Below are 25,783 nucleotides of genomic sequence, written 5' to 3' on the forward strand. Positions count from 1 at the left end.
TACAAGATAAAATTACTGAGATGGTAAACCAACTAACTCCTGAACTTATAAAATCTATCACCAGTTATCAATTATACACTAAAACATTTTTTGAGTATTTTTAAATCAGAAATGGTATTACTTGTCCGCAGTTAGAGCAAAAGTTGTCCTTATCAGAAATAGGTTGATTACAATTTAAACATTCAATGCCTCTTTTGTTTTTAGAAAACCTGGTGGTTGATTTCATTGTAAATCAATTCTTATAGTATAGATATACATGAATGACTAAAAGTAGTAAATTTTATTTAAAGTAAAAGAAGTGAATTTGTTGTTAATTCAAAATAGCAGGTACCGTCAATTGAAAAGATGGTATCTGAACTTTAAACCTACTTGTATTGGTAAAGTTAATCATATTGTAGAATCCTTTCATAGCTCCTGTTGGCGAAGTAAGGTTGCAATAAGAACTATAAGTATAAGATTTTTTAGGTGCTAAAATAGGCTTTTTACCAATAACTCCTTCACCTTCAACAATTTCCAAGCTTTTTAAAGCATCGAATATTTTCCAGTGACGGCTTATTAACTGAACAGACGCATTACTTTGATTTTCAATGGTAATTTGGTAGCTGAAAGTAAAAAATAGTCTATTGCTCTGATGGCTGATGCCTTCAAACTTTGTTTTTACAGATATTTTAATTCCTTTTGTTACTTGCTGTACCATAGCTAAATAGTGGTAAATATTATCACAAATATATGAATATTTTTATTGATGTATATTGAGTTTATACAAAGTAGATACAGAAAAAGGAATTTAGTTGCGTAAGTTTTCAGAATTGGCTCGGCCGTAGCCTATTACTTGGTCATATCTACTCCCAATAGGTTTGTAATAAACAAGTACGGAATAATCATTTTCGGTTTGGTAAAAAGAGCCTTCAATGGCGTGGTTATTGATATTGCCCTCATCATCTCCCGTTACGTAAGTATAATTATAAAAGCCTTGTTTTAATAACATGGTACGGGTATAAAGTTTAAGGCGTTCGTTATATTCCATTTTGTTTTCTTCGGTCAATTGCCAATCGTTAAAATCGCCATAGATATAAATATCATCTTCGCCTACATCGGTATAGGCTTCAAGTGTAAAATGCACATAAGAATAATCGGCTTCGGTGGCATTGGTATCACTGTCGATAGTTCTGATTACGAAATTACCATTTACGTCCGGATAGAAGGTGTAAGGTTTATTTTTACGCATTTCGTCTGTATATAAATAGGTATTGAACAACCCGTCAAGACGACTCTTAGCAATGTTATTTGTTGCATTTCTGATCTCTTTGGTGTCAAAAAACAAGTACTCGTTACCTGCCCAAAAGGATGTTTTATCAGAATACCTATACAATAGTTGATTGCCTCTGTAAAACTGGGGTTTTATGTTTTTGACAGCGGTATTCCAATCGTTATTTTGATAAAGAAGGACCTTAATTTCTTGACTGGGATTGTTAATCAACAAATCAGGATGATTAATGCTAAATTCTATATTCTGTTTAGAATTTATTGTGCTAATATCTCTACTCTTGTGCACACTTACACCAACATTAACTAAAGGCTGATAAACAATAAAAGGTCTTGTAAAAAGAATTTTACCATTTTCATCTAAAATGCTAATTAAATAATTACCGCTTAATTTTATTTGCGTATTCTCATTTGGTAGCGATAACCTGTAATAGGTATAAGGCTGTAGCGTGTTAAACGAATTTTCAAAATTTCTTATCCAATCGTTATCATAACCGTTAATAAATTCTGTGGCAATAAGTTTTGAAACTTTCCAATCGTAATCGTAATGTTCAATTTTATAGGAATATTCGGCCTGACTGTCACTTAAATCGTCAAATTCTAGCAGTAAAGGTTCGCCTAATTTCACGATAGGAGCATAGTTGTTTATCTGCCCAGATCGAAAGACAATGGTTTTTATATATTCGGGCGGGTTAACAATTACTTCAGTTTGTGCAACACCTAAACCCGAATAAAGAGTTAAAAAGATTAATATAAAAAAGCGATAAACAGGGTGTTGCATTGATTAATTTTGAACTGTTAGAATCAAAAGTTATACCAAAACTAATGATTTAATTTTAGCAAGGAAAAATTATCTCTGTAATTTCTTAGACTCAACCATTTTAGCCACCAACCCGCCTGCCGGACGGGCAGGTACACGAATTAAATGATATTGGTTATGAAAAGATAATCATCACGAATTAAAAAATCTATAGATTTTTTAAAAATTAGTGCTTATCCTTGGTATTTAATCCATAATAATTAAAAAATTAGTGAATTCGTGGCATTTTTCTCATGATTTGTCGTGCAAAAAAATTTTAGCTTATTTCTTGAAAACGAAGTTTTTATTTGACTATTTTTACTTTAAAATCGGTATCATTATTTAGAATCGTTATAAATAATAATTTATCATATAAAAAGGTAAATAACACGTACAAAATCTTTAAATTTGCACCGTTTTTTATTGATAATTAACCATATTCTATTAATATGTCAAAAGACATTCGTATTAAAAAAGGTTTAGATATTAAGCTTGTAGGCGAAGCAGAGAAAACTACCACTAAGCCTTCCTTAGGTAGTGTTTACGCCTTAAAACCTGAAGACTTCCACAAAATTACGCCAAGACTTATTTTAAAACAAGGAGCAGAAGTTAAAGCTGGTGAAGCTGTTTTTCATTCCAAAAAGTATGAAGAAATAATGTTCCCTTCACCCGTAAGCGGTGAAATCATTGAAATTGTAAGAGGTGCCAAACGAAAAATTTTAGAAATTAAAATTTTAGCGGACAAGCAACAGCAATATCAAGATTTTGGTAAAAAGGACCCTAATAGTCTTGGTGCTGACGAAATAAAAGCACATTTATTAGCTTCTGGTTGTTGGCCATTTATTAAAAAACGTCCGTATGATGTTATTGCCAACCCAAACGAAGCCCCAAAAGCAATATTTATTTCTGCTTATAGCAGTGCACCATTGGCTGCTGATTATGATTATATTTTACAGGGTAAAGAAGCTGAATTGCAAGCGGCAGTTACTGCATTATCTAAACTGACCGAAGGAAAGGTTCATGTGAGCATTGGCAAAAAATCCAATTCACCAATGTCTACGGTAACTGGTGCGGAAATTCATAAGGTTTCTGGACCACATCCAAGTGGCAACGTTGGTACGCAAATTGCAAAAATCGATCCTATAAACAAAGGCGAAATAGTTTGGGTAGTTACACCACAAGATTTAGTGGTTATTGGTGAACTCCTACTTACAGGAAAGTTTAATATTAAAAGGACTATCGCTCTAACGGGATCTCAATTTATTAAAAATCAATATGTTGAAGTTGTTGCTGGAGCTAATATTGCAGATATTGTTTCTGAAAATTTAGATAGCAATACAAGAATTATAAGCGGTAATGTACTTACCGGCAAACAAGTTAAACGGGAGGATTACCTAGGGTATTATGACAATGAGATAACAGCAATTCCTGAAGGTGATGATTATGAGTTTTTTGGTTGGAACAAGCCGATTTTCAATAAAATTTCTAACACTAGGGCCTTAACATTTTCTTGGTTAACACCAAATAAAAAATACGATCTTACTACAAATATGAACGGTGAACATCGAAATTTTGTACTTACAGGTAATTACGAACAGGTTTTTCCATTAGATATTTATCCGATGCAAATCCTAAAAGCTTGTTTGTATAAAGATTTGGACGAAATGGAGGCCTTAGGGATGTACGAGGTAGTACCGGAAGATTTTGCCTTAACGGAGTTTGTATGTGTGTCTAAACAACCACATCAGCAAATTATTAGAGAAGGGCTAGACTTAATGTTAGAAGAAATAGGATAAATAAAAGACAATGGGTTTAAAACAAAACTTACATAAGTTAAAAGAGAAGTATAAGGGCACAAAAATGGCACCTGCCTTTAATGCCTTGCATACGTTTTTATATACGCCAAACGAAACTGCTCATGCAGGGACACATATAAAGGCTGCTGACGATTTAAAACGTACCATGAATACGGTAATTATGGCATTAATTCCGTGTCTAATTTTTGGTATGTTCAATGCGGGCTATCAGCATTATATTGCTACTGGGGACATTCAAGCAATATCAACAGGGTTTTTTAGACCTGAATTTTGGAACTTTCAAAATTTTGCATTGGGTTTTTGGAAAACGCTACCGTTGATCATTATTTCTTATGGAGTTGGTTTAGGTGTTGAATTTATTTTCGCAACCATAAAGGGACATGAAGTTGAGGAAGGATATTTGGTTACAGGGATGTTGGTTCCTCTTATTATTCCTATAGACACTCCTTATTGGATGTTAATTATCGCTGTTATTTTTGGTGTAGTTATCGGAAAAGAAGTATTTGGCGGTACAGGTATGAATATTTTAAATCCTGCTTTAACGATTAGAGCATTTTTGTTCTTTGCCTATCCAACTTGGATGAGTGGTGATAAAGTTTGGGTACATGGTGCTGTAGAAAGAACCAAAGAAATTGCAAATGGCTCCACTGCTGATGCTATTTCTGGAGAAACTATTTTAGGTAGCTTGGCTCAATCAAACCCAGTTGACTATTCCGTAATGGATATGTTCTTTGGTTTTATTCCAGGTTCTATAGGCGAAACATCAACGCTGTTAATTCTCTTGGGCGGATTGTTCCTCATCTTTACTAAAATAGGTAGCTGGCGTATAATGTTAAGTGCGGTTATAGGGGCTTTGGCTATGGGCCTTATTTTTAATATGGTTGTTGATGCGGGATGGATTACGGAAACGAGCAAATTTCACGGTTTGATGAGTACTGAATTTTGGCAACATCTATTAATTGGCGGTATGGCATTTGGTATAGTTTATATGGCAACTGACCCAGTAACGGCATCGCAAACCAACAGAGGAAAATGGATTTACGGTTTCTTGATCGGATTTATTTCTATTATGATTCGGGTATTTAATCCAGCCTACCCAGAAGGGGTAATGTTGGCAATATTATTAATGAACGTTTTTGCACCTACCATAGATCATTATGTGGTACAGGGCAATGTGAAAAGAAGATTAAAACGAGCAAAATTAAAAACAGCTTAAATTATGGCAATCGATACAGATAAAAATAGTTACACCATTATTTTTGCCATCGTTATGGTGTTGGTAGTGGGTTCTATACTTGCAGGACTTGCCCAAGGTTTAAAACCTTTGGTAAAAGCAAATGAGCGTTTTGAAAAACAGCAGAATATATTGTATGCCATGGGCATTAACGATAACGAAGGGGCAAATGATGTAGCCTTTATTTCCACTGATAGGGTTGAGGAAGTTTTTAACAGCACTATCAAAAAGCAATATGTAATTCAAGGAGATGAAGTTACCGAAGATCCTGAAGCTTATTTAATAGACATCAAAAAAGAAGAGACAAAAGCCAAAGATCCAGATTATGAAAGAAGACTTCCATTGTTTGAAGGCGAAAAAGATGGTGAACCAATCTATGTTGTTCCAATTAGAGGAAAAGGATTATGGGATGCCATTTGGGGATTTGTAGCTCTTGACAAATCAATGGTTGTACAAGGCGTATTTTTTGACCATAAAGGAGAAACACCTGGTTTAGGTGCGGAAATCAAACAACGTTATTTTATGGATGATTTCTATGGAGAACATTTACTTACTGAAGCTGGGGTGTTTAAAGGAATAACCGTAGCAAAAGGAAATGCAGATCCTAAAAATGAAGATAAAAATGATTATGAAGTGGATGCTATTGCAGGTTCAACCATTACTGGTGATGGAGTAACAGCAATGATAAAGAAAGATTTAAGAATGTATGTACCTTATTTTAAAACGTTAAAATAATTATGGCAGAAGTAGCAGAAAAAGAGGAAGTAGTAAAAATTCCCAAAGAGCCTTTGTTTTCTAAAAAAAATAGAAAACTGATTACCGACCCGTTAACGGACAATAATCCTATTACCATTCAGGTATTGGGTATTTGTTCTGCATTGGCAATTACAGCACAGCTAAAACCTTCTGTGGTAATGGCAATTTCGGTGCTATTTGTAATGGGTGTTGGTAATGTGGTAATCTCTTTAATGAGAAACATTATCCCATCTAAAATTAGAATTATCGTACAATTAATTGTAGTTGCTACGTTAGTAATTATAGTTGACCAAGTATTAAAAGCTTTTGCATACACCTTAAGTAAGGAACTCTCTGTATTTATTGGATTGATTATTACAAATTGTATTATCATGGGGCGTTTTGAAGCTTTTGCATTAGCAGAAGGCCCATGGAGATCATTTCTCGACGGAATTGGTAATGCTGCTGGTTATGGTGTTATTTTAATCATCGTAGGTTTCTTTAGGGAATTATTAGGGTCAGGTACATTATTCGGATTCAAAGTGTTAGGAGACCCTGTAGAAAAAACAGGACTATTCAGCATCGGTTATGAAAATAACGGATTTATGGTACTGCCTCCAATGGCATTGATTGTAGTTGGGCTTATTATTTGGGTACAACGTAGTAAAAATAAAGAATTAGTAGAAGAACATTAAAAAATTAGTAGGCAGTGTTCAGTCTTCAGTTGGCAGTTAGAACTGGAGTGAACATTTAAATTGAAGAAACAGTAATGAGATTTCAAGATTTATTAGCATATAGAAAGTCTTTCGATTTAGCTATGGCTATATTTGAAATCACGAAGGGGTTTCCGAAAGAAGAAGTCTATTCGTTGACAAGTCAAATTAGAAGAGCTTCGAGAAGTGTTTCGGCAAGTATTTCAGAAGCATATAGAAAAAGAGTTTACCCAAAGCATTTTGCGAGTAAGTTAACGGATAGTGATGCTGAAAATTCTGAAGTACAAACATGGTTGGAGTTTTCTTTAGCCTGTGAATATATAAATAAAGAGGATTTTGATAAATTAATAATACAAAGTGAAGAAGTGGGTAAGTTAATAAATTACATGATTTTAAACCCTCAAAGATTTGGGGTTAAAATTCAAAAATAATAATTTGAACACTGAACACTGAACACTGAACACTGAACACTGAACACTGAACACTGAACACTGAACACTATAAAACATGGAATATTTAGAATTATTTTTTAAATCGATATTTGTAGATAATATGGTATTTGCATATTTCTTAGGAATGTGTTCTTACCTAGCTGTATCTAAAAAAGTTTCAACCGCTGTTGGTTTAGGAGCTGCCGTTATTTTTGTATTGGCGGTTACTGTACCGTTAAACTGGTTGTTAGACCAATATGTTTTGCAAGAGGGAGCTTTGGCTTGGTTGGGTGAAGAGTATGCAAGTTATGATTTAAGCTTTTTATCCTTTATCATGTTTATAGCAACCATTGCAACCATGGTACAATTGGTAGAAATAGTGGTAGAAAAATTTTCACCGGCGTTATATAACTCTTTGGGTATCTTTTTACCGTTGATTGCGGTAAACTGTGCTATTTTAGGGGGTTCTTTATTTATGCAATCTCGTGAAATTCCTACGTTGTCAGAAGCCTTAACTTATGGTGTTGGTTCGGGTATCGGATGGTTTTTGGCCATTATCGCCATTGCTGCCATTCGCGAAAAAATTAGATATTCAGCCGTTCCACCTGCGTTGCGTGGATTAGGAATAACCTTTATCCTTACAGGATTAATGGCCATCGGCTTTATGAGCTTTGGAGGAATGTTAACCGGAGGTGACGAAGGTGCAGAACAAGCAGCACCAACCGAGCAAGCTATTCAAATAGAGGAGAATGATAATGACGCCGACGTTAATTCGACCAAAGAAGAAGAAATAGAAGAAACTACAACCGCTTTAAATCAATAATATGTTATTAGCAGTAAGTACATCAGGGGTAATCATAGCTACGGTAGTTGCATTTTTGGCAATTACATTGTTATTGGTTTCACTTTTATTATTCGTAAAACAAAAATTAGCTCCATCTGGACCCGTTAAAATTACAATTAATGGAGAAAAGGAAATAGAGGTGCCTTCGGGAGATTCATTACTTTCAACCTTAAGTGGACAAAAAATATTTTTACCATCTGCCTGTGGTGGTGGCGGTACTTGTATCCAATGTGAGTGCCACGTATTAGAAGGTGGAGGGGAAGCGTTGCCTACCGAAACACCACATTTTACACGTAAAGAGTTAAAGGCAGGAGCCAGGCTTTCTTGTCAGGTTAAGGTAAAACAGGATATGAACATTACCATTCCTGAAGAGGTTTTTGGTATTAAAAAATGGGAAGCTACGGTTGTAAGAAATTACAATGTTGCTTCGTTTATTAAAGAATTTGTGGTAGAAATTCCAGAAGATATGGGTTACAAAGCAGGTGGTTATATTCAAATTGAAATTCCACCTTGCGTAATCAACTATAAGGATATGGATATTACCGCACACCCTGAAGAGCATGAAAGACCTGATAAGTTTCAAGAGGAATGGGATAAGTTTAACCTATGGCCATTGGTAATGAAAAACGATGAGGTTGTAGAACGTGCTTATTCTATGGCTTCTTATCCTGCTGAGGGTCGCGAAATTATGTTGAATGTACGTATTGCAACACCACCATGGGATAGAAATAAAAATGGATGGATGGATGTAAATCCAGGTATTGCATCTTCCTATATTTTTAACCAAAAACCTGGCGATAAAGTTATTATTTCTGGACCTTACGGCGAGTTCTTTATCAATGAATCCGATGCCGAAATGCTGTATGTAGGTGGTGGAGCTGGTATGGCACCAATGCGATCACATTTGTATCATTTATTCAAAACCTTAAAAACAGGAAGAAAAGTAACCTATTGGTATGGTGGACGCTCTAAACGTGAGCTGTTTTATATAGACCACTTTAAAGATTTGGAAAAGGAATTTCCTAACTTTAAATTTTATATGGCTTTATCTGAACCATTGGAAGAGGATAATTGGAAAGTAAAAGAGGACATTGATGCCCCTGGTGATGGATTTGTTGGTTTTATACACAATTGTGTTATTGACAACTATTTGAACCATCACGAAACCCCTGAAGATATAGAATTGTATTTCTGTGGGCCACCATTAATGAACAAAGCCGTTCAAAAAATGGGCGAGGACTTCGGTATTCCAGATGAAAATATCAGGTTTGACGACTTTGGAGGATAATCATTCGTTGCCATCGATTTTTGAATGAGCTTAAAAATTAAGTTTAAAATGACTGACAAGAAAAACGATAATAAAGGAATTATTATTTCGAGCCTTGGAGCATTATTTACAATATTTGGAACCACTTTAATGTCAATGAAAAGCTCGAAAATATTATACCTTTCCTGTACATTTCTTGGTGTGATTTTAGCTGCTTATGGAGTTTTTATAATGGCTAAGACTACAAAATCTGACAAAAAATAATCTTGAAAGTTAATGAGATAATTGAACCGATACAGTATTGTGTCGGTTTTTTTGTTTTCTATTTGTGAATTCAATTACAACCAGCAACACTAGTACTTGTCTCTGGGCATTTCACTTCATTAGCTGTAGTTGTAAACTCCTCTTGTTTGGGTTCACCACAAACAACCTGATCTTTAATCCAATTACGTATTTTAATAGCTATTTCATCATTCTTTTCATCATTCCAATCGTGACCTAGCCCTTTTACACTATGTAAACTATATGGTTTGTTTAATTGGTGTGCTTTGCAGGCTATGTCGTAACTTCCGTTAACTTTTATATCAGTTGGACAATCATAATAAGCTCCCATTTTATAGGGTACTGCATTGTCACAAACCCCATGTGCTAAGAATAGAGGGATGTTATCACTTTGATCAAAAAAATCTAGATTATATACTGATCCAGCTACTGAAATTATACCCTTTACAGGACGTCTTGCTTCCCAAGGGCCTAATTCATTTTTTATATTATTAAATTCAGACGGGAAACTTGCCAACCATTCTTCTTCGTCGTTAGCGAACATTCCGTTTAAGACGGTCATACCCCCTTGGCTATTCCCTAACAAAAACAAGTTATTGATGTCAATACCATAATCAGCTGGATTTTCATAAATCTTATTAATGGCTTTCCTTAAATCCTGAATAGCTCTATAATGTGTTTTTATAATTTCCATTTCTGGAATTTCGCAAATAGGTTGTTTTGAAAAATCTTTTATATCTTGACGATACTCTAAAGAAGCCACGGTGTAACCATATTTGCAAAAATTTTTACGCATTAAATTTAATGTCCAAGCTCCCCAAGGGTCGTTGGGCTCGTTGGAATTTGGTAGGTATCCATGTACGGCCAAAACCGTAGGTCTTAAAGGTACAGCATCATTATATTTATCATTGGGTTGATCTATCAAAATATTATAAGTACCTAATTTACCCTCTTCGTCAGGGCAATCTATGCAATAGGGTACTTTGTCCAAATCAAAACCACAAAAACCAATAGGTTCGTTGAGAAAACTATACTTGCAATCGCCCATTGGAGGTTCTTCTTGAGTAATTTCCTCGCAAGAGGTAATGGATAAAAAAAAGTATGTAAATACTATCGAAATCAATGTCTTTGTTTTCATAATCCTATTTTTTATAATAGCAAAATTGAGGTAATGGCTAAAATATATTCAAAATTGAATATAAAAAGAATTATGTACAAGGACATTTGTCTATTTCGGTGTTGTAGTTAACTTTTTGCGAATTCTACTCAAATGACGTGGGTTCATTCCTAAAATACTGGCAATATATTTTTGAGGGATTTCTTGTACAATTTGAGGATATTTTTCTTGAAATTTAAGGTAGCGTTCTGTGCCTTTTGTGGTAATAAATAAATCCGCCAGATATTGATACTTTACCAAATCTTGACTGATTGCTCTAATTACAAATTGTTGAAATTCTGGATAAGTATATAACAATCTGTCAAAATCTTTTTTGGTCATGACTTCGACTTTAGCATCTGATAAAAATCGTAAACCATTTATACTAGCTACTTCATTTATAAAACTACCCAAGGAAGTTATAAAAGTATTCTTAATGCCCACCCATCGGGTAAATTCTGTTCCATCAACTAGATGGATTAACGCCACCTGACCTTCAATCAACAAACCAAGTTCTTTACAAACACGGCCTTCTTTATGAAAATAATCTCCCTTTTCGTACACTTTCTTAACAAGGGTTCCTAGCAAATCTTGCTGTAATTCAGAAGACAGATCAATACCTGATAGTTGCAAAAATTCAATCAGTTTCATTTTTTGTTCTTTTGGTTATTTAGGCTTCAAAGACATAACATAATCGTAACTTTCATTTAAATAATTGGCTAGGTTGTTTAAATCGTCTATCATACTGTCAGGAATTAAAATATAACCACGCATAATGGCTCCATAAGATTTAAAAATGGTGGTGTTCAATGCTGCCATATATTTTTGTTGTACTTCTTTAGAGAATCTAATTCCTAGTTCACCATCCTTATTTAAGAGTGAAAACATATACCCATTGGCAGAGGTATAAGGCATGGTTTTGCCTTTTCTTTCAAATCTGGGGCATTTGTCAACCAATTTATCATAAAGGGCTAATTTTTCTTTATACATGTTTAAACAGTTTAAATGTAGAAATGAATTTCAACATGGCTATGCAGTAAAGCAACTAATTTAACAAATAAAAACCAAACCTGCTCGCCGGTAGGTAGGTAGTAAATCCATGAGACATGAGCAAAGAGAATTCGCGTTAGCAATTATTGTTACAGGTTTAGTATAAAATGGAAACTATAAAAGTACTTTTAGAGAAAAGTTAGTGTCTTTTTATTTGTTTTTTACTACAGTACATTGTTGTAAAACGTATTTTTATAAATCTAAAATCCCAAATGTTTCTGTATATGGAACATCAATACTTATTATATCGAATTTTGGATTAGTTCCTCTTTTTAATAAAGCTAAAGTGCTTTTTGAACGAACGTCAGATGTTACGAAATGAGTAATAGTTTTATCTAAATCAGATTGAGCAAAAAGTTTTGAGTCATTAGGTATAATCGCTCGTGGTGATAGCTTTTCTTCATTCATTTTATTTTCTGAAAAAATAATTTTGGCAAATTCACCTGTCTTTTCTGCGTCTTTTAAATTAAACGGAACAATTTGTAGGTTTTTTAAAGGTAAATCCTCGAGTGCTCCAAGCACACAATATTCAGCAATAGTAATTGTGGAAATTTTTAGAGCGATTTCACTTTCCAAGAAATATTTAAAATAACCTACAGCATTTGTGTGAAGTGGGTCTTCATCATTAAGAAGCCGAATAAAAAAACTTGTATCTAATAAAACACTATGCTTCATATCCACCTCTCAAATTTAACAACCATTCATCCGGATTAATGTTTTTCCAGCTTTTTTTGGTCTTTTTAATTAGTGAATTCAGATAGTCACTATCAAATTTAGGTTGATAATCAATTAGTTCTAGTAAAGAAAGTGATTTTGTGTCGATTTCACCAGTTTCGATATTCTGTTTTCCACTCGCCCTAACACCGAATTTCTTATAAAGTAAATTTTCTTCTCTTTCCTTTAAAAATTCTTCGCCAGTTTCAATAGATAAGTATCCATAATCTTGGGTATCTAAATGGATATTGGCTTTACTTTTTCCACCAGCATCTTTTAAAATACCATAAAAGTAGAATTCTGCATCGACCCAAATATTATCAGCTCTAAAAAATTTAGTTGAAGGGTTAATGGTTAGCTCATAATCCCCACTGAGAGAAGTTTTTATTTGGAATTCATAATTTTTCTGACGTGATAAATATTGGATATTTTCAATTGCTCTCGCAGTTTTTAATTCTAAAAAATCTATAGATTCATTGGCTTGAACTTGACCTAATACAGCACTAAATCCTATTACTGTTTGAATAGTCGTTTTAAACAAATGTCTTACAGAACCCTCTTGAATATCATAAGTTATTATAGGTCTATCTTTCTTATTGTTTGGATATAATAAGTCCTCAACATTTTGCAAAATCGTTGCAATATGTTTAATGTCATAGTTGTCAGGTCTTAAACTTTGATTACCTGATTTACCCACCACTCGGATTTCTATTTCACCTATTTTTTCCACAATTCAAAGATACAATTATTTTAATTTAGTTTATTATTGATTACTATTTTCCAATATGTTTGCCAACAATTGTATAAACGCAATTAATACTTCTATTGCGTTTATATCGCTTATAGATGTAAATGTAATTATTTTTTTAAAAACACGCTATTTAAGTGATAACTTTAAGATTTCAGGTGTTTTATCAAAACTGTTAGTCGTTGATTAATCGTTTCTCCAGAGGTGGACAGTTAAGAACGGATAATTGGATTAACCTAATAATCCTTATTTTTGAAAAAATAAATAGTTTTTGCAATTAACCCAATAACCTGAAATAGAAAAACCACGAACCAAATGATCCCACTCACCGAACAAGAACTGCATAACCTAGGAATGAACATAGTAGGCGAAAAATTACAGCAAATGGGTTATGAGTTTGTGGCAATTAATAGCAAGCTCAAAAAACATCCACAATATGTATTATATAAAAAGGGTGAACCTACTATTTTTGTATTGGTAAAGGTAACTTCTAATCTGCAAAATGCCCAAGATTACGATGTAATTTGGATGGAAACCTTTAAGCAACATGCCATAAGACAAAATGCCAAAGTTTGGTTTGCAGGTGTGGGCATTGCCAATGCGGAAAGTGTAGAAATGCCTGTTTTTAAAGATCAACCCTATTACGTAGCATTTGAAGAGTTTGACATAATCATACCTTAGAAGATGAAAAAAATCTTATTACTATTTTTTGTTTGCATTAATTTGTTGTCTTGCAAGCAACAAGCGGGCTGTGCAACTCCGACCAATGAAATAGTTGAATATATTATTGAAAAACCTTTGGTTGAATCCATTTCTGACATAGAAGGTGGTGGGGAATGTTGGCAAGGTTATTCTCTATTTTTAAAATTTAATACGGCCCCATCTTTTATTGATAAATTATTGAACTTAGGTTACGAAGAAACCACATGGAACGATATTGAGTACGGACTGACCTCGCCAATTGACCTTAAGCTAGACTTTAAAGAAGGTTGGAATCCCGAAAATGTTAAAAATAAAAGATGTTTTTCAAAAAGGGATTCCAATGAATGGACAGGTGGTGGTGATCATTATTATTTGGTCGATACTGACCAAAATATCGCTTATTTTTATGGGGTGGGTATGTAATCAGGCTTATATTTTTGACATCAAAAATCGTCAAAACTTATATAGTTAAGCATGTACCCCTTTTGTCTTACCGTTCAATTTTAAAGCTGTTTTTTTAAATACTATCTTTATATCCAATTTTAAAACCTTGAAACGAGCATGTTAAAAGCATTATCACCTAAGGAGATGATTATTTGCGAACAGCATGTGTCCGATGAAAAACAATAAAAATAAACACATGAGACAATTAATCTTCTTTCTTCTACTTCTTTTTTCAACGGGACTCAATGCCCAAAACACTAAGTTAATTGATAGTTTAAAACTTGAACTTAAAAATAACAAAGAAGACGATACGGTAAAGGTAGCTATTTTAGGTATGCTACATGAAAGACTGATGTATTCAAAACCAGAAGAAGCTAAAAACTACTCGCTAAAAGAATTAGAGATTTCAAAAAAAATAGGTTACAAAAAAGGAATTGCCACCGGGAATAGGCATATAGGTAACTATTATGAAAATAGAAGTGAATATGATTCTGCCCTGCATTATTACACCAAAGCGAAAAAACACTATAAAGAAATAAATAATAATAGAGGGTTAATTTTTGTAAATCACTCATTATCATCAATTAAACAATCAACTGGTGCTTTAGATGAAGCCATCAGCCTCACAAATGAAACATTAAAAATAATTGAAGAGCATGAAAAAGAAGGTGATTTAAAAACTAAGTTTATTGGTGCACAACATAACGTGCTTGCTAATATATATATACAAAAAGGAAGCTATAGAATTGCATTACTTGAGGCACTTAAGGCTCTAAAATACTTGGAAGAAATAAATGATGAAGCGAGAAGGGCAGATGTCATAAAACAAATTGGCGACATAGAATCTAATTTAGAAAACCATGAAAAATCTATTGAATATTTTAAGCAGGCTATTGATATCTATAAAAAATTAGATGACAAAGTTTATTTGGCCTATGCTTATAATTCATTGGGCATTTCCTATCAAAATTTAAAAGATTATAAGAATGCCGAAACATCGTATAATTCAGCCATTTCGTATGCTAAAGAGGTTGATGCTAAATTACCTATATCGGGGGGCTTATTGAAGTTGGCTGAATTGGAAATTATTAATAAAAATTACCCAAAAGCAAAACAGTTGTTGATGGACACCAAGGCCATTGCGGAAAAAGAAAATCTTCAATTAAGATTGGCTGACGCTTATAGTCTATTATCTCAAATTGATTATCAATCAAATAATTTTTCAGATGCTCTTAACAAAAACAATAGGGCAATAATAATTTCAAAAACAAATGGTACTTTGCCTCTTTTACAAAACCTGTACCAGTATAGGTCTGAAATTTTGGATACTTTAAACCAACATAAAGAAGCCGTTGTTTACCTCAAAGCATCACAAAAAATAAAAGACAGTTTATTTTCAAATAAAAAAATACAACAAATTGAAGAACTCCGCACCATTTATGAAACTGAAAAAAAAGAACAAGAAATTAAAAACCAAAAGAACGAAATTGATCTGTTAAATGTAAAAAACAAAGTGAGCAACCAACAACGCCTTTTGTTGGGTCTAGGGCTACTGCTTGCAATTATTGGGCTTTATGCATTTTATCAAAGATTAAAACGCAGCAAAGTGGAGAAAGAGATAATGAAAGCGGATTTGGAATTTAAAACCAAAGAGCTGACCACGCACGCCCTACATTTGGCCAAAAAGAACGAAGTGCTTAATGATTTAAAACAGAAAGCAAAAGTACTTAAAGCCGATGCCAATGCCGATCCGGGTTACCAAATGCTTATCCAGACCATCAATTTTGATTTGCAAGATGATAATAATTGGGAAAACTTCAGCAAATATTTTCAAGAAGTATATAAAGATTTTAACAGCAATGCACAACAAAAATTCCCGGCCATAACTACTAATGATTTACGTCTTATGGCACTTTTAAAAATGAACCTGTCTTCTAAAGAAATTGCAAATATTTTAAACATCTCTCATGATGGTATTAAAAAAGCTAGACAACGTCTTCGTAAAAAGATGGGGATTGATTCAGATCAGTCTTTAGAAGCTATAATAATTGCCATTTAAACTTCTGTTAAAAGTATAAACCTTCTGAAACACCTTTAATTACAGGTGTTTTTTTATGTACCCCTTTTGTACCCTGTGTTTTTTTTGCACCCTAAAACAGTGTTTATATGTTTGCGTCAACTTTGTTTTGAGGTCTTGCTCGGTAAGTTAATGTAAACATCGGGCAAGTCTCTCAAACAAAATTTAATATTAACCTCAAAACAAATAATTATGAAAAAAGTAAACTCCATGGTGTTGGTGGTAATAACACTATTAACTTTCATTTTTACTTCTTGTACAAGTGATGACGATTTAAATTCGGCAAAAACAATTTATTTACCTAGAGCGGCAATGTATGTCGATAGCAGTGGGGAAACCATAACTATCAAATTTGATTATGATTCTATTGGTAGGTTAACGGCGTATCATACAATCTCAAGATTTTCAGTTGATGGATATGGCTTTACTTATGATGAAAAGGGATTGATTAATAGAGTTAATTATTTATCCAGCAACGGTTACGAAAAAATTTATTATGACGTAAATGATAAAATTTCTGGCATCTACAACCATTTATACGGTAATACAGTAGATTATTTTTACAATAAATCTACGAACAGTTACAAATGGGGGTCGGGAGATGAGGACACTAATAATTCTATGGTTTACCTTAACCAAAGTGACGATAGAATACATAGCATTGATTATGCTGAAGTTTATTATGATTATACTGAAGTAAAAGGTGTATTCTCAGATCTTCAAAAGCAACCTTATTTTCATTTTTTCTATAAAGACGATTTTGTTACACAATATATGTCAAGTAAAGCCTTAAAAACCATAAATATAGTTGAGGTAGGTGAAATAAGGTGCGATTATGTTTTAAATGAACTTGGCTACCCAGTTGAGGTTAACTACAGCAGTGATGTTGGGGAGTTTTTGGAAAAAGTCAATTACACCTATGTAGAAATAACAGTCAATTAACATAAAAAATTAAACATGAAAAAAGCACAATACCTATCGTTTACACTTATTACGCTATTGGTCTTCATTTTTACTTCTTGTTCGGGTGAAGAAGATTTAAAAATTGCGGAACCCACCAAAAAAATATATTTACCTAGTGAGATTACCTATACAGATGACAAAAACGAGATAATTACAGTAAAATTCACTTATGATTCCCTTAATAGGCTAGAAAGCTTTGTTGGAAGAAGTCCTGAAAATTATGTTGTATTATCATCAGGTCTTTACTCATATAATGAAAAAGGCCGGGTCAATAAGTACTTTGGATATACAACTACTACACATATTTACTATGATGAAAACGGTAAAATTAAGGAGTTCACCTACGAAGGTTTATCAGATGTAATAAAATACAACTACAATCAAACTGCGAATAGTTATAAGTCGACCAATATTGATCACTCAATTTACCTTGACCAAAATGACGATTTGATTCGTAGGAATATTGCAGGAAATATAGCCGATATTGAATACACTTCTATAAAAGGGGTATTCGCCGACCTAGAAAAACAACCTTATTTTAATTTCTTAACAACTAACATGGATATAACTCAAAACATGTCAACTAAAGCCATAAAAAGCATTACTTATACAACAAGTAAAATTATTTATGAATACGTTTTAAACGAGTTGGGGTATCCGGTAGAAGTCACTTTATCTAATCAGGACGGCGAATTTTTTCGACAATACAACTACACTTATACAGAAATTACAGTCAATTAACATAAATATTGAACCATTTAATAATCTTAATTTAAAATCCATAACACTATGAAAAATTTTAAAATCTTCAGTTTAATGCTTCTATTAAGTATATTTTTAATCTCTTGTTCTAAAGAAGAGTCGGCAATGGAACCAAAACAACCCGAAAGCAAACTGCCCACTGACTTTCAAGGTTTATCCAAAATATTCGGTGAAACCGGAATTGGGGCAGGGGCATGGCTGGCCAAAGATGTGGTGGTACTTTTTGATATCAATGCCTCCAATTATGCGTGGATAGAAAACGGCGTTGTAAAAGATATCCGAAAAGTAAATGATGAGAATAGCATCTTTCAAAAATTACCCCAAAGCGGCCCATCAGCAGCAGTGGTATTAAAATCTTCTTTGTATGTATTTGCTATTGGTGGGGGTAGTTACAGCTCTATTGGTTTTAACCGAGATCAAGTACAAGGTAAATGGAACGATCCGTCATATTTTAATGTTAGAAATTCAAATTTTTTATTAAGACAATGGGGCGTAGATGATTCTTCTCCATTTAAAGGTGTTAGTGCCGCTTTTGCGTGGCATCCAGATAGACACTGCGATATAAAAGTTGAAAACCGCGAACGCTTGTTTCATCTAAATATAGACAAGCCAGAGATTACCACTTATAACGATGAGGTTGGTACGTTTTCAAATACTGTTGCACTGTCCAATTTCGGCCTATATGAATGCACCAACAATATAAAATCAGGTTTGAACTTAAATTCAATTGTTGATGCAGCTTTTATTTATCCAGTTAACGGCAAAGTCTATGAAGTATTCTTTTTTAACAATGGAACCGATTTTGTGTATAGTGAAATAGGACAAAATACAACCTCAGAAGTGTACAATATCAACATGTAGTGCAGTTCAAACTACTGAAATTAGCCTTATAAAAGTAATTAAAACAACGAATAATGAAAAAACTGATAATAGTGATCGCATTAACTTTTGCGTCTTGTAGTTCATCAGATGATGATTGTATGGGTACTCGTGAAGAAATAACCCAAAAGTACAACGAATTGATAGAGAAAGCGGGTAATGAGGAGGAGATTAAAATATTAATGATTCAGCGTGAAGATGCTTTACGGAATGCTTGTGACTAACATTAACGAATTGAATCAATTCTAAGCCGTTTTAAAACAGATGATTTCTATGGTTTTGATACGGCTTTAATATTTTAAGGATTTATAAAACTTTTTGATTAAAGTAAGTTTTGTATCTTTAATTTCACAATGAACTACACCCTAATCATAACTATTTTTGTCATTGCAGTAAGTGCTATAAGTCTCATTTTTTATTTTTTTCAGGAAAAATTTATCTTCAAACCCGAAAAACTATCAGACGATTTTAAGTTTAAATACGAAAATCAAGAAGTTGAAGAATATAACATTCAGCTCAATGATAAAGTAACCATAAACGGACTTCATTTTAAAACCAAAAACCCGAAAGGGGTCGTTTTTTATCTCAAAGGAAACTCAAAAAGTATTAAAGGCTGGGGTAAATTTGCCATTGACTTTACACATTACGGTTGGGACGTGCTTATGATAGATTACAGGGGTTTTGGCAAAAGCAAGGGTAAACGCACCCAGCAAGCCATGAAAGACGATGTTCAGGCTATCTATAACATCATCAAGCAGAAAGTCGATGAAAAATATATCATTGTTTACGGACGTTCATTGGGAACCGGATTGGCAACCAAAGTGGCTTCCGTTAACAATCCTAAAATGCTAATTTTAGCATGTCCGTATTACAGCATGTCCAACAATGCAAAACGTTATTTGCCCTTTATTCCTTTAGGTTTGCTAATGCGATATTCCATGCCAACCTATAAATGGATAAAATATGTAAAATGCCCCATAAAACTCATTCACGGCACCAATGATAGGATAATACCCATGAAATCGAGTGTAAGATTGTCTAGGATTAATCCCAAACTATCAAGATTATATTTGGTAATTGGCGGCGGACATAAAAATTTGCACAATTTTGAGGATTACCACAGGGCGTTAAAAGAAATACTGCAATCAAAAGAGATGGCTGCAATTGATAGACAAAATACAAGTATAGATTTTGTCAGAAAAAAAAGGAAATAGAAAATGAAGAAAATTTTTAAAGTTTTGAAATGGTTGGCCATTGTATATATTTTTATTACGGTACTGGCTTATTTTTTTCAAGAAAAATTAATCTTTCAACCACAAGTGTTACCAAAAGACTATACTTTTCAATTTGATAGAAATTTTGAAGAAGTAAATCTAAAAACTAACGATGGCGAACAAATAAATGCTTTACATTTTAAAGTGGAACAACCAAAGGGTGTGGTATTGTATTTTCATGGAAATGCTGGAAGTTTAAAAGGTTGGGGCGAAGTAACCCGATACTTTGCCGATCTCGGTTATGATGCTTTTGTGATGGATTACAGAGGTTATGGTAAGAGTACAGGTTCTTTTAACGAAGATAAAATGTATGCCGATGCCCAATTGTGCTATGATTATCTAAAAAAGCAATATGATGAAGATTATATAATTGCTTATGGCAAATCCTTAGGTACCACATTTGCTACCAAAGTAGCAGCAGATAACAATCCTAGACAATTAATATTAGAAGTCCCTTTTTATAATTTGGCTCACGCGGGCAAACATCGTTTTCCGTTTGCACCCATATTTTTACTGAATTATAAATTTATGACCAATGTATATATAAAGGAAGTTACTTGCCCTATTACTTTTTTTCATGGTACCGACGACTGGATAACACCCTATGATGATAGCAAAAAATTATTTGAGGAGGTTGAGGTAAAGCAAAAGAAGTTCATTACCATAGAAGGAGGCAGCCATAACAATCTTTTACAATTTGATGAGTATCACTTAAATCTGAGGGAAATATTAAAATAAAAAAATAGGGTCAGATAATTATCTGACCCTATTTTTTTAAAACATTATAAAAAAATTACTCTTCAGATGAACCTTTAATTGTTCCATCAGGCTTTTGCTCTAATACGTCAAAGAACTGATCTAATTTTGGTAAAATTACAATTCTAGTTCTTCTGTTTCTTGATCTACCTTCAGCAGTGTCATTAGTTGCTAGCGGTAAATATTCGCTTCTACCTGCTGCAATTAAACGCTTAGGGTCAATCTTAAAATCATTTTGTAATACTCTAACTACTGAAGTTGCACGCTGTGTACTTAAGTCCCAGTTATCTTTTGTAATAGCAGTGCTAATTGGAACATTGTCTGTATAACCTTCAACCATAACTTCCATCTCCGGACGGCTGGCAATAACTGTAGCTACTTTGTCCAAAATGTCTTTTGCCTTATTAGAAATTACGGAACTACCGCTTCTAAACAATAGTTTGTCATTAATTTCAACATAAACTACGGTTTTTTCAACATTTACAATAATGTCTTCATCTTGAATACCATCCGCCAAAGCACTTTTTAAATGCACAGCCAATGTTAGGTTTATAGAATCTTTTCTGGACATAGCACCACGGATACCGTTAATGTATTTGTCCTTTTCACTCAATTGTGCAACAATGTCTTTAATGTTACCAGAAGCTGATTGAGATAATGTAGTTAAATTTTCAATCTGTCTGATCGATTGAGCATGATTGTCTTGTAAAAATTTATTTTGTGCTTCTAAATTGGCCACCATACCTGCAAATTTATCCTTTTCAACTTGGCACTCTAAAACTTTAGCTTTTGCATCGGTTAATTCGGTTTTTGCTGTATCATATTGACTCATTAGATCATCATATTTTTTTTGAGATACACATGACGAAAGTAAGATTACTAATGATAGTGAAAGAAAAAGTATTTTTTTCATGATTTTAAATATTGATTGTTTAATTAGTACGCGAAGTTATTAAAAATTTATTTGAGCAAAGAATTTTTTAGTAAGATTTTAACAATGCTATACTCAAAAATAAAGTTTTACCTTTGTATTTCTATAAAAATTAAGGAGATTTATTCAAAATGAGCTTGTTGTACGAGAAATTTATACTTTTTTTTATACTTTTTTTTATTTTATGCTCTTGTAAAGAACATAGAACAGATGAGCCCTTAAAATTGGAAGGTTTAGCTTTCGGTACCACATATCACATTACCTATTTTGATAAGGATGGTCATGATTTTTCCAAATCTATGGATAGTTTGTTCTATGAGGTCAATAAATCAATGTCAACCTACATTTCCAATTCCGATATTTCTAAGATAAATAGTGGAGATACTACGATTGTTGTAGATAGTTATTTTAAGGAAGTTTTTGAAAAATCATCCAAAATATACCAAGAAACGGATGGTATTTTTGATCCAACAATCGGAATTTTGGTCAACGCGTGGGGGTTTGGACCAGAAAAACCTTTACAACAGCTAGACTCAGCAAAGGTGAAACAATTGCTTAATTTGGTTGGGTTCAATAAGGTAAAACTCCAAAATGACAGAGTATTCAAAACCAATGACAGTATTTATTTTGATTTTAACGCCATTGCCAAAGGCTATGCCGTTGATATAGCGGGTAGGTTTTTAGAAACTAGGGGTATAGACAACTATCTCGTTGAAATTGGAGGTGAATTACGTACCAGAGGACTAAATAAAACGAAAGGCAAACCTTGGAAAGTAGGCATAGAAAACCCGAATTTTGATGGTACACGTTCCATCGAAAAAACGGTTGAGCTGCATAACGAAGCTATGGCAACTTCTGGTAACTATCGTAAATTTAAGGTTGATTCTATTACGGGTAAAAAATACGCACATATTATTAATTCAAAAACAGGCTACCCGGCTCAAAGTAATTTGTTAAGTGTCTCAGTAATTGCTCAGCTAGATTGTGCGGATGTTGATGCCTATGCTACTGCAATTATGGCAATGCCATTAAAATCAGCTAAAGATTTTTTAGACAAACAAAGCCAATTAAAAGCGTTTATTATTTATAGTGATAATAAAGGGGGAATAAAAACATTTTCAACCTCAAATTTTTAAGGTTTTTATAATGGCCTCAAGTTCAAACATAAAATCGCGTTTGTTAATTGAAGGGGCATAAGTAAAGCCTTCTAAAACCAAAAGTCTATTATTTTCTTTATCCACAATAGTATAATTTAAAAAAGGACCTGCCATAAATTCTCCCGGCACTTCCCAAGTGCCTCTAGTTTCAAAGGCAGATTTGCCCAAAAATTCAATTTCTTTGGTAAATGGGGTGTAAGCCGCTTCGGTAGCCATGTAAGATCCTTCAGATGGACCAGGAATGTATTTTTTTCCTATAATATTTCTGTTTTCAACAATATTTATTGCTATACTATCTTTTTCAACAAGCGGTAGGGCATATACGATAATATTTAAACTGCCTTTTGAAATATCTTGGCGTAACCATAAAAAATCACCTGTGTCATCAACTACGGCATAAGTCTGAGGTATTTTTAATGTAATGCCTAAATTATTTAATGTTTTAATATCTTTAGTATCTAAACTGATTCCAGATTTTTCTTTTTGATATATAGCTAAATCTGAATCTTTAAAAACCGAAATAATATCTTCTTTATGTTCTTGAATTAATTGTTTTAACGTATTTATATCTTTTCCAAAGATGGTCATTGTTAATTGAGGAGCTGCATAAACATCTTTCTTTAAAAAATAGCCTTCTTTTTCACTAATCCCCACAAACAGTATATTTCTGTTTCTTTTGAATAAATTTGAGAAAGCAGTTGGCGTTACTTGATTAACTGTAAATTGTGTTTCTTCCTGAGGTAAACCTAGTACGGGGGCAGCAATAATATCTCTGAGTGAGTCTCCAATTTGACCTTTCCAAAGATTATCTTCAATCACTATGGTCAAATGGTTTATCCTACTATTCGAATCTTTTAACGTTAATTCGGTATTTTTTGAATTGCAGGAAATAAAGAATACACTTAATAATGCAACTGATAACAGAGCTTTCATCTGAAAATATTTATTGCCTGCCACGCCGGCGGACGGGTTTTTGTTGGTCAGAAGGAATGTCCAATTTATTATCTTGTTTGGTTTGTTTTGAGCGTTTGAAGTAAATGGACATTTCATAGGTTTAAATGGAATTGGTTATTAAAATTTCAATTTTGCCATTGAAAAGCACCAAACGCTTTTACCTAACTTTTATAAATTTTAAGTTTGGTACCTGGCTTTAAGTTTTTAACACTCCAAATATTGTTCCAATTTTTAATTTGCTCCACAGAAACTTTGGGAAACTTTTTTGAGATTATCCATAGCGAATCTCCTTTTTTAACCGTGTAAGTGGTATAACTGCCCTTTGGCGTTGATTTTGAAGTAGATTCAGTCGTAGTTTTGTTACTGCTCGAAGATGCGGTTTTGTAATTTTTAGGATAAATAGTCAACCGTTGTCCAATCCTTAAATTATTAGATCGTAAGCCGTTCCATCTTTTTATCTGTGATACACCAACACCGTAACGCTGTGCAATTTTACCAAGGTAATCTCCGTTACGTACCCTATATCTTATTTTATCAGGCGATGTTTGGAACTTAGGCAACTGTTTTTCGCGTTTGGCTAAATCTTCCTTTGCATAAGCATAAATCTGCTCTTCATTAGAAACAAATTTCCCAATCAAATGAACTGGCAAACGCAACGTATAGTTTTTCTCTTTTACATAAGGAATAATTTTCAACTTGTATTGTGGGTTCAGATGTTCCAGCAATTCATCATCCGTATTTAAAACCTTGTTTATTTGATCAAATGTAATTTGTTGTTTTACGACAATGGTATCGGTTTCAAATCTGTTGGTAAAAAATTTTTGAGGCACTATATCATGCTCTTTTGCATATTCCATCAAATATAAAGTGGCATAAAATGCAGGTAAATAGCCTGCGGTTTCACGAGGCAGATTATGTCTTATATTCCAATAATTTCTGCTTCCACCAGAACGCCTGATTGCTTTGGATACATTACCGGGACCAGAGTTGTAAGCTGCCAAAGCAAGATCCCAATCGTCAAATGTGTTGTACAATTGCGATAAAAACTTACAAGCGGCTTCGGTTGCCCTAAGAGGATCGTGTCTTTCGTCAACATAAGAATTCACTTCAAGGTCAAATTGTTTACCAGTGTAGTACATAAATTGCCATAGACCTGATGCACCAACTCTTGATCTGGCCGTTGGTCGCAATGCGGACTCAACTATTGCCAAATATTTAATTTCCATTGGAATATTGTGCTTGTCCAAATGCTCCTCGAACATTGGGAAATAATATTCTGCCCTGCCCATTAAAATGCCCATGGTTTTTTTACGGGTTTTTAAATAATGCTTTATCAATCGCTCTAAAGAAGAATTGTATTCTACATTAAAAGGTGTGGTGCTGTTTAAATGGGCCAATCTTTCTTTTAACAATTCAGTGGTAAGTTCGCTATTTATCGTATCTGAAATATCTTCTTCCGGATCAACAAACTGAAAATCGTCTCCTAACGATGATTCTTTTAAAGTAGCTAACCATAAACTGTCTATCAATTTTGCATTATTATGGTCAATTAACTCTGGAGGGTTGGCTTTAAGACTGTCAGCACTTATCTTCAGCGTTTTTGTTTGATTAATATCTTTATTGTCGTCAAGTTTACCGTTGTTTTTTTGAGAAAATACGGTGCTGGATACTAACAATAAAATAGATATAAAAATAAATCTCATAATGCTTAAATATTTAAAATATTGACAGCTGAAAGTTAGGGTTAGAAGAAAACAAAAATATAAAATTTTTCGTTAAGTTTATCTTACAAACCAAATTCCTAATCGAAATAAATTTTAACCAACTG

The 25,783-nt window shown here is 33.4% G+C and carries 29 protein-coding genes; 18 read left to right on the forward strand and 11 right to left on the reverse strand.

Annotated elements, in window-relative coordinates:
• Window positions 1-100 precede the first annotated feature (100 nt).
• From UMM65_RS17665 to UMM65_RS14425, 3 genes are all read right to left on the reverse strand, one after another.
• Window positions 101-226, reverse strand: coding sequence for a zinc-ribbon domain-containing protein (locus tag UMM65_RS17665; protein WP_415859565.1), 126 nt, complete (start codon window positions 224-226; stop codon window positions 101-103).
• Between the two features lie 84 nt (window positions 227-310).
• Window positions 311-697 carry a Co2+/Mg2+ efflux protein ApaG gene (gene apaG / locus UMM65_RS14420; RefSeq protein WP_321977522.1) on the reverse strand — a complete coding sequence of 129 codons (387 nt, stop codon included), beginning with the start codon at window positions 695-697 and terminating at the stop codon, window positions 311-313.
• Window positions 698-787: 90 nt separating this feature from the next.
• Window positions 788-2,047, reverse strand: a complete 1,260-nt coding sequence (locus UMM65_RS14425; RefSeq protein ID WP_321977523.1) for a type IX secretion system plug protein — start codon at window positions 2,045-2,047, stop codon at window positions 788-790.
• Between the two features lie 467 nt (window positions 2,048-2,514).
• On the opposite strand from UMM65_RS14425, the gene UMM65_RS14430 reads away from it, so the two are divergent.
• From UMM65_RS14430 to UMM65_RS14465, 8 genes are all read left to right on the forward strand, one after another.
• Complete coding sequence (locus UMM65_RS14430; protein ID WP_321977525.1) at window positions 2,515-3,861, forward strand: Na(+)-translocating NADH-quinone reductase subunit A; 1,347 nt, start codon at window positions 2,515-2,517, stop codon at window positions 3,859-3,861.
• Window positions 3,862-3,871: 10 nt separating this feature from the next.
• On the forward strand, window positions 3,872-5,098 hold the full coding sequence (locus UMM65_RS14435; protein WP_321977527.1) for an NADH:ubiquinone reductase (Na(+)-transporting) subunit B: 1,227 nt from the start codon (window positions 3,872-3,874) through the stop codon (window positions 5,096-5,098).
• A 3-nt stretch (window positions 5,099-5,101) separates the two neighbouring features.
• Entirely contained in the window at window positions 5,102-5,851 is a 750-nt protein-coding gene (locus UMM65_RS14440; RefSeq protein ID WP_321977529.1) for a Na(+)-translocating NADH-quinone reductase subunit C, read from the forward strand.
• Window positions 5,852-5,853: 2 nt separating this feature from the next.
• Window positions 5,854-6,546 (forward strand): NADH:ubiquinone reductase (Na(+)-transporting) subunit D, encoded by a 693-nt coding sequence (locus UMM65_RS14445; RefSeq protein WP_321977531.1) that lies wholly within the window; start codon window positions 5,854-5,856, stop codon window positions 6,544-6,546.
• A gap of 74 nt (window positions 6,547-6,620) precedes the next feature.
• Window positions 6,621-6,995: a four helix bundle protein gene (locus tag UMM65_RS14450; protein WP_321977533.1), complete on the forward strand. Its 375-nt coding sequence runs from the start codon at window positions 6,621-6,623 to the stop codon at window positions 6,993-6,995.
• Window positions 6,996-7,071: 76 nt separating this feature from the next.
• Window positions 7,072-7,818, forward strand: a complete 747-nt coding sequence (gene nqrE, locus UMM65_RS14455) for an NADH:ubiquinone reductase (Na(+)-transporting) subunit E (RefSeq protein WP_321977534.1) — start codon at window positions 7,072-7,074, stop codon at window positions 7,816-7,818.
• A 1-nt stretch (window position 7,819) separates the two neighbouring features.
• Window positions 7,820-9,127 carry an NADH:ubiquinone reductase (Na(+)-transporting) subunit F gene (gene nqrF / locus UMM65_RS14460; protein WP_321977536.1) on the forward strand — a complete coding sequence of 436 codons (1,308 nt, stop codon included), beginning with the start codon at window positions 7,820-7,822 and terminating at the stop codon, window positions 9,125-9,127.
• 48 nt (window positions 9,128-9,175) lie between these two features.
• Entirely contained in the window at window positions 9,176-9,370 is a 195-nt protein-coding gene (locus tag UMM65_RS14465; protein ID WP_321977538.1) for a hypothetical protein, read from the forward strand.
• Window positions 9,371-9,440: 70 nt separating this feature from the next.
• On the opposite strand, the gene UMM65_RS14470 is transcribed toward UMM65_RS14465, so the two are convergent.
• From UMM65_RS14470 to UMM65_RS14490, 5 genes are all read right to left on the reverse strand, one after another.
• Window positions 9,441-10,526, reverse strand: coding sequence for an alpha/beta hydrolase family protein (locus UMM65_RS14470; protein ID WP_321977539.1), 1,086 nt, complete (start codon window positions 10,524-10,526; stop codon window positions 9,441-9,443).
• Window positions 10,527-10,616: 90 nt separating this feature from the next.
• Entirely contained in the window at window positions 10,617-11,195 is a 579-nt protein-coding gene (locus UMM65_RS14475; RefSeq protein ID WP_321977540.1) for a Crp/Fnr family transcriptional regulator, read from the reverse strand.
• A gap of 15 nt (window positions 11,196-11,210) precedes the next feature.
• Window positions 11,211-11,534, reverse strand: a complete 324-nt coding sequence (locus UMM65_RS14480) for a hypothetical protein (RefSeq protein WP_321977541.1) — start codon at window positions 11,532-11,534, stop codon at window positions 11,211-11,213.
• A 252-nt stretch (window positions 11,535-11,786) separates the two neighbouring features.
• A complete protein-coding gene (locus tag UMM65_RS14485; protein WP_321977543.1) occupies window positions 11,787-12,269 on the reverse strand; it encodes a type II toxin-antitoxin system VapC family toxin in 483 nt (160 codons plus the stop codon).
• Complete coding sequence (locus tag UMM65_RS14490) at window positions 12,259-13,038, reverse strand: hypothetical protein (protein ID WP_321977545.1); 780 nt, start codon at window positions 13,036-13,038, stop codon at window positions 12,259-12,261. Before UMM65_RS14490 ends, UMM65_RS14485 begins: the two co-directional genes overlap by 11 nt.
• Before the next feature lie 333 nt (window positions 13,039-13,371).
• Between UMM65_RS14490 and UMM65_RS14495 the strand changes: the two genes are divergently transcribed.
• From UMM65_RS14495 to UMM65_RS14535, 9 genes are all read left to right on the forward strand, one after another.
• Window positions 13,372-13,737 carry a Na(+)-translocating NADH-quinone reductase subunit F gene (locus tag UMM65_RS14495; RefSeq protein ID WP_321977547.1) on the forward strand — a complete coding sequence of 122 codons (366 nt, stop codon included), beginning with the start codon at window positions 13,372-13,374 and terminating at the stop codon, window positions 13,735-13,737.
• 3 nt (window positions 13,738-13,740) lie between these two features.
• Complete coding sequence (locus UMM65_RS14500; RefSeq protein WP_321977549.1) at window positions 13,741-14,181, forward strand: hypothetical protein; 441 nt, start codon at window positions 13,741-13,743, stop codon at window positions 14,179-14,181.
• 217 nt (window positions 14,182-14,398) lie between these two features.
• A complete protein-coding gene (locus tag UMM65_RS14505) occupies window positions 14,399-16,261 on the forward strand; it encodes a tetratricopeptide repeat protein (protein WP_321977551.1) in 1,863 nt (620 codons plus the stop codon).
• A gap of 210 nt (window positions 16,262-16,471) precedes the next feature.
• On the forward strand, window positions 16,472-17,221 hold the full coding sequence (locus tag UMM65_RS14510) for a hypothetical protein (RefSeq protein ID WP_321977553.1): 750 nt from the start codon (window positions 16,472-16,474) through the stop codon (window positions 17,219-17,221).
• 15 nt (window positions 17,222-17,236) lie between these two features.
• Window positions 17,237-17,983, forward strand: coding sequence for a hypothetical protein (locus UMM65_RS14515; RefSeq protein ID WP_321977555.1), 747 nt, complete (start codon window positions 17,237-17,239; stop codon window positions 17,981-17,983).
• Between the two features lie 48 nt (window positions 17,984-18,031).
• The gene (locus tag UMM65_RS14520) at window positions 18,032-18,865 is read left to right on the forward strand and encodes a hypothetical protein (protein ID WP_321977556.1); all 834 of its coding nucleotides are present in this window, start codon (window positions 18,032-18,034) and stop codon (window positions 18,863-18,865) included.
• 53 nt (window positions 18,866-18,918) lie between these two features.
• On the forward strand, window positions 18,919-19,107 hold the full coding sequence (locus tag UMM65_RS14525) for a hypothetical protein (RefSeq protein ID WP_321977558.1): 189 nt from the start codon (window positions 18,919-18,921) through the stop codon (window positions 19,105-19,107).
• A 129-nt stretch (window positions 19,108-19,236) separates the two neighbouring features.
• A complete protein-coding gene (locus UMM65_RS14530; protein WP_321977560.1) occupies window positions 19,237-20,097 on the forward strand; it encodes an alpha/beta hydrolase in 861 nt (286 codons plus the stop codon).
• A 3-nt stretch (window positions 20,098-20,100) separates the two neighbouring features.
• Entirely contained in the window at window positions 20,101-20,895 is a 795-nt protein-coding gene (locus UMM65_RS14535) for an alpha/beta hydrolase (protein ID WP_321977562.1), read from the forward strand.
• Window positions 20,896-20,950: 55 nt separating this feature from the next.
• Here UMM65_RS14535 and UMM65_RS14540 read toward each other — a convergent pair whose 3' ends face one another.
• The gene (locus tag UMM65_RS14540; protein WP_321977564.1) at window positions 20,951-21,826 is read right to left on the reverse strand and encodes an OmpA/MotB family protein; all 876 of its coding nucleotides are present in this window, start codon (window positions 21,824-21,826) and stop codon (window positions 20,951-20,953) included.
• A gap of 158 nt (window positions 21,827-21,984) precedes the next feature.
• Here UMM65_RS14540 and UMM65_RS14545 point away from each other — a divergent pair, with 158 nt between their 5' ends.
• A complete protein-coding gene (locus UMM65_RS14545) occupies window positions 21,985-22,980 on the forward strand; it encodes an FAD:protein FMN transferase (RefSeq protein ID WP_321977566.1) in 996 nt (331 codons plus the stop codon).
• Here the strand turns inward: UMM65_RS14545 and UMM65_RS14550 are convergent.
• The gene (locus tag UMM65_RS14550) at window positions 22,969-24,051 is read right to left on the reverse strand and encodes a DUF4837 family protein (RefSeq protein ID WP_321977568.1); all 1,083 of its coding nucleotides are present in this window, start codon (window positions 24,049-24,051) and stop codon (window positions 22,969-22,971) included. The genes UMM65_RS14545 and UMM65_RS14550 overlap by 12 nt on opposite strands.
• 65 nt (window positions 24,052-24,116) lie before the next feature.
• The gene (locus tag UMM65_RS14555) at window positions 24,117-25,658 is read right to left on the reverse strand and encodes a lytic transglycosylase domain-containing protein (protein ID WP_321977570.1); all 1,542 of its coding nucleotides are present in this window, start codon (window positions 25,656-25,658) and stop codon (window positions 24,117-24,119) included.
• Window positions 25,659-25,783 lie beyond the last annotated feature (125 nt).

The organism is Aureibaculum koreense, assembly GCF_034296135.1.
GTDB lineage: Bacteria > Bacteroidota > Bacteroidia > Flavobacteriales > Flavobacteriaceae > Aureibaculum.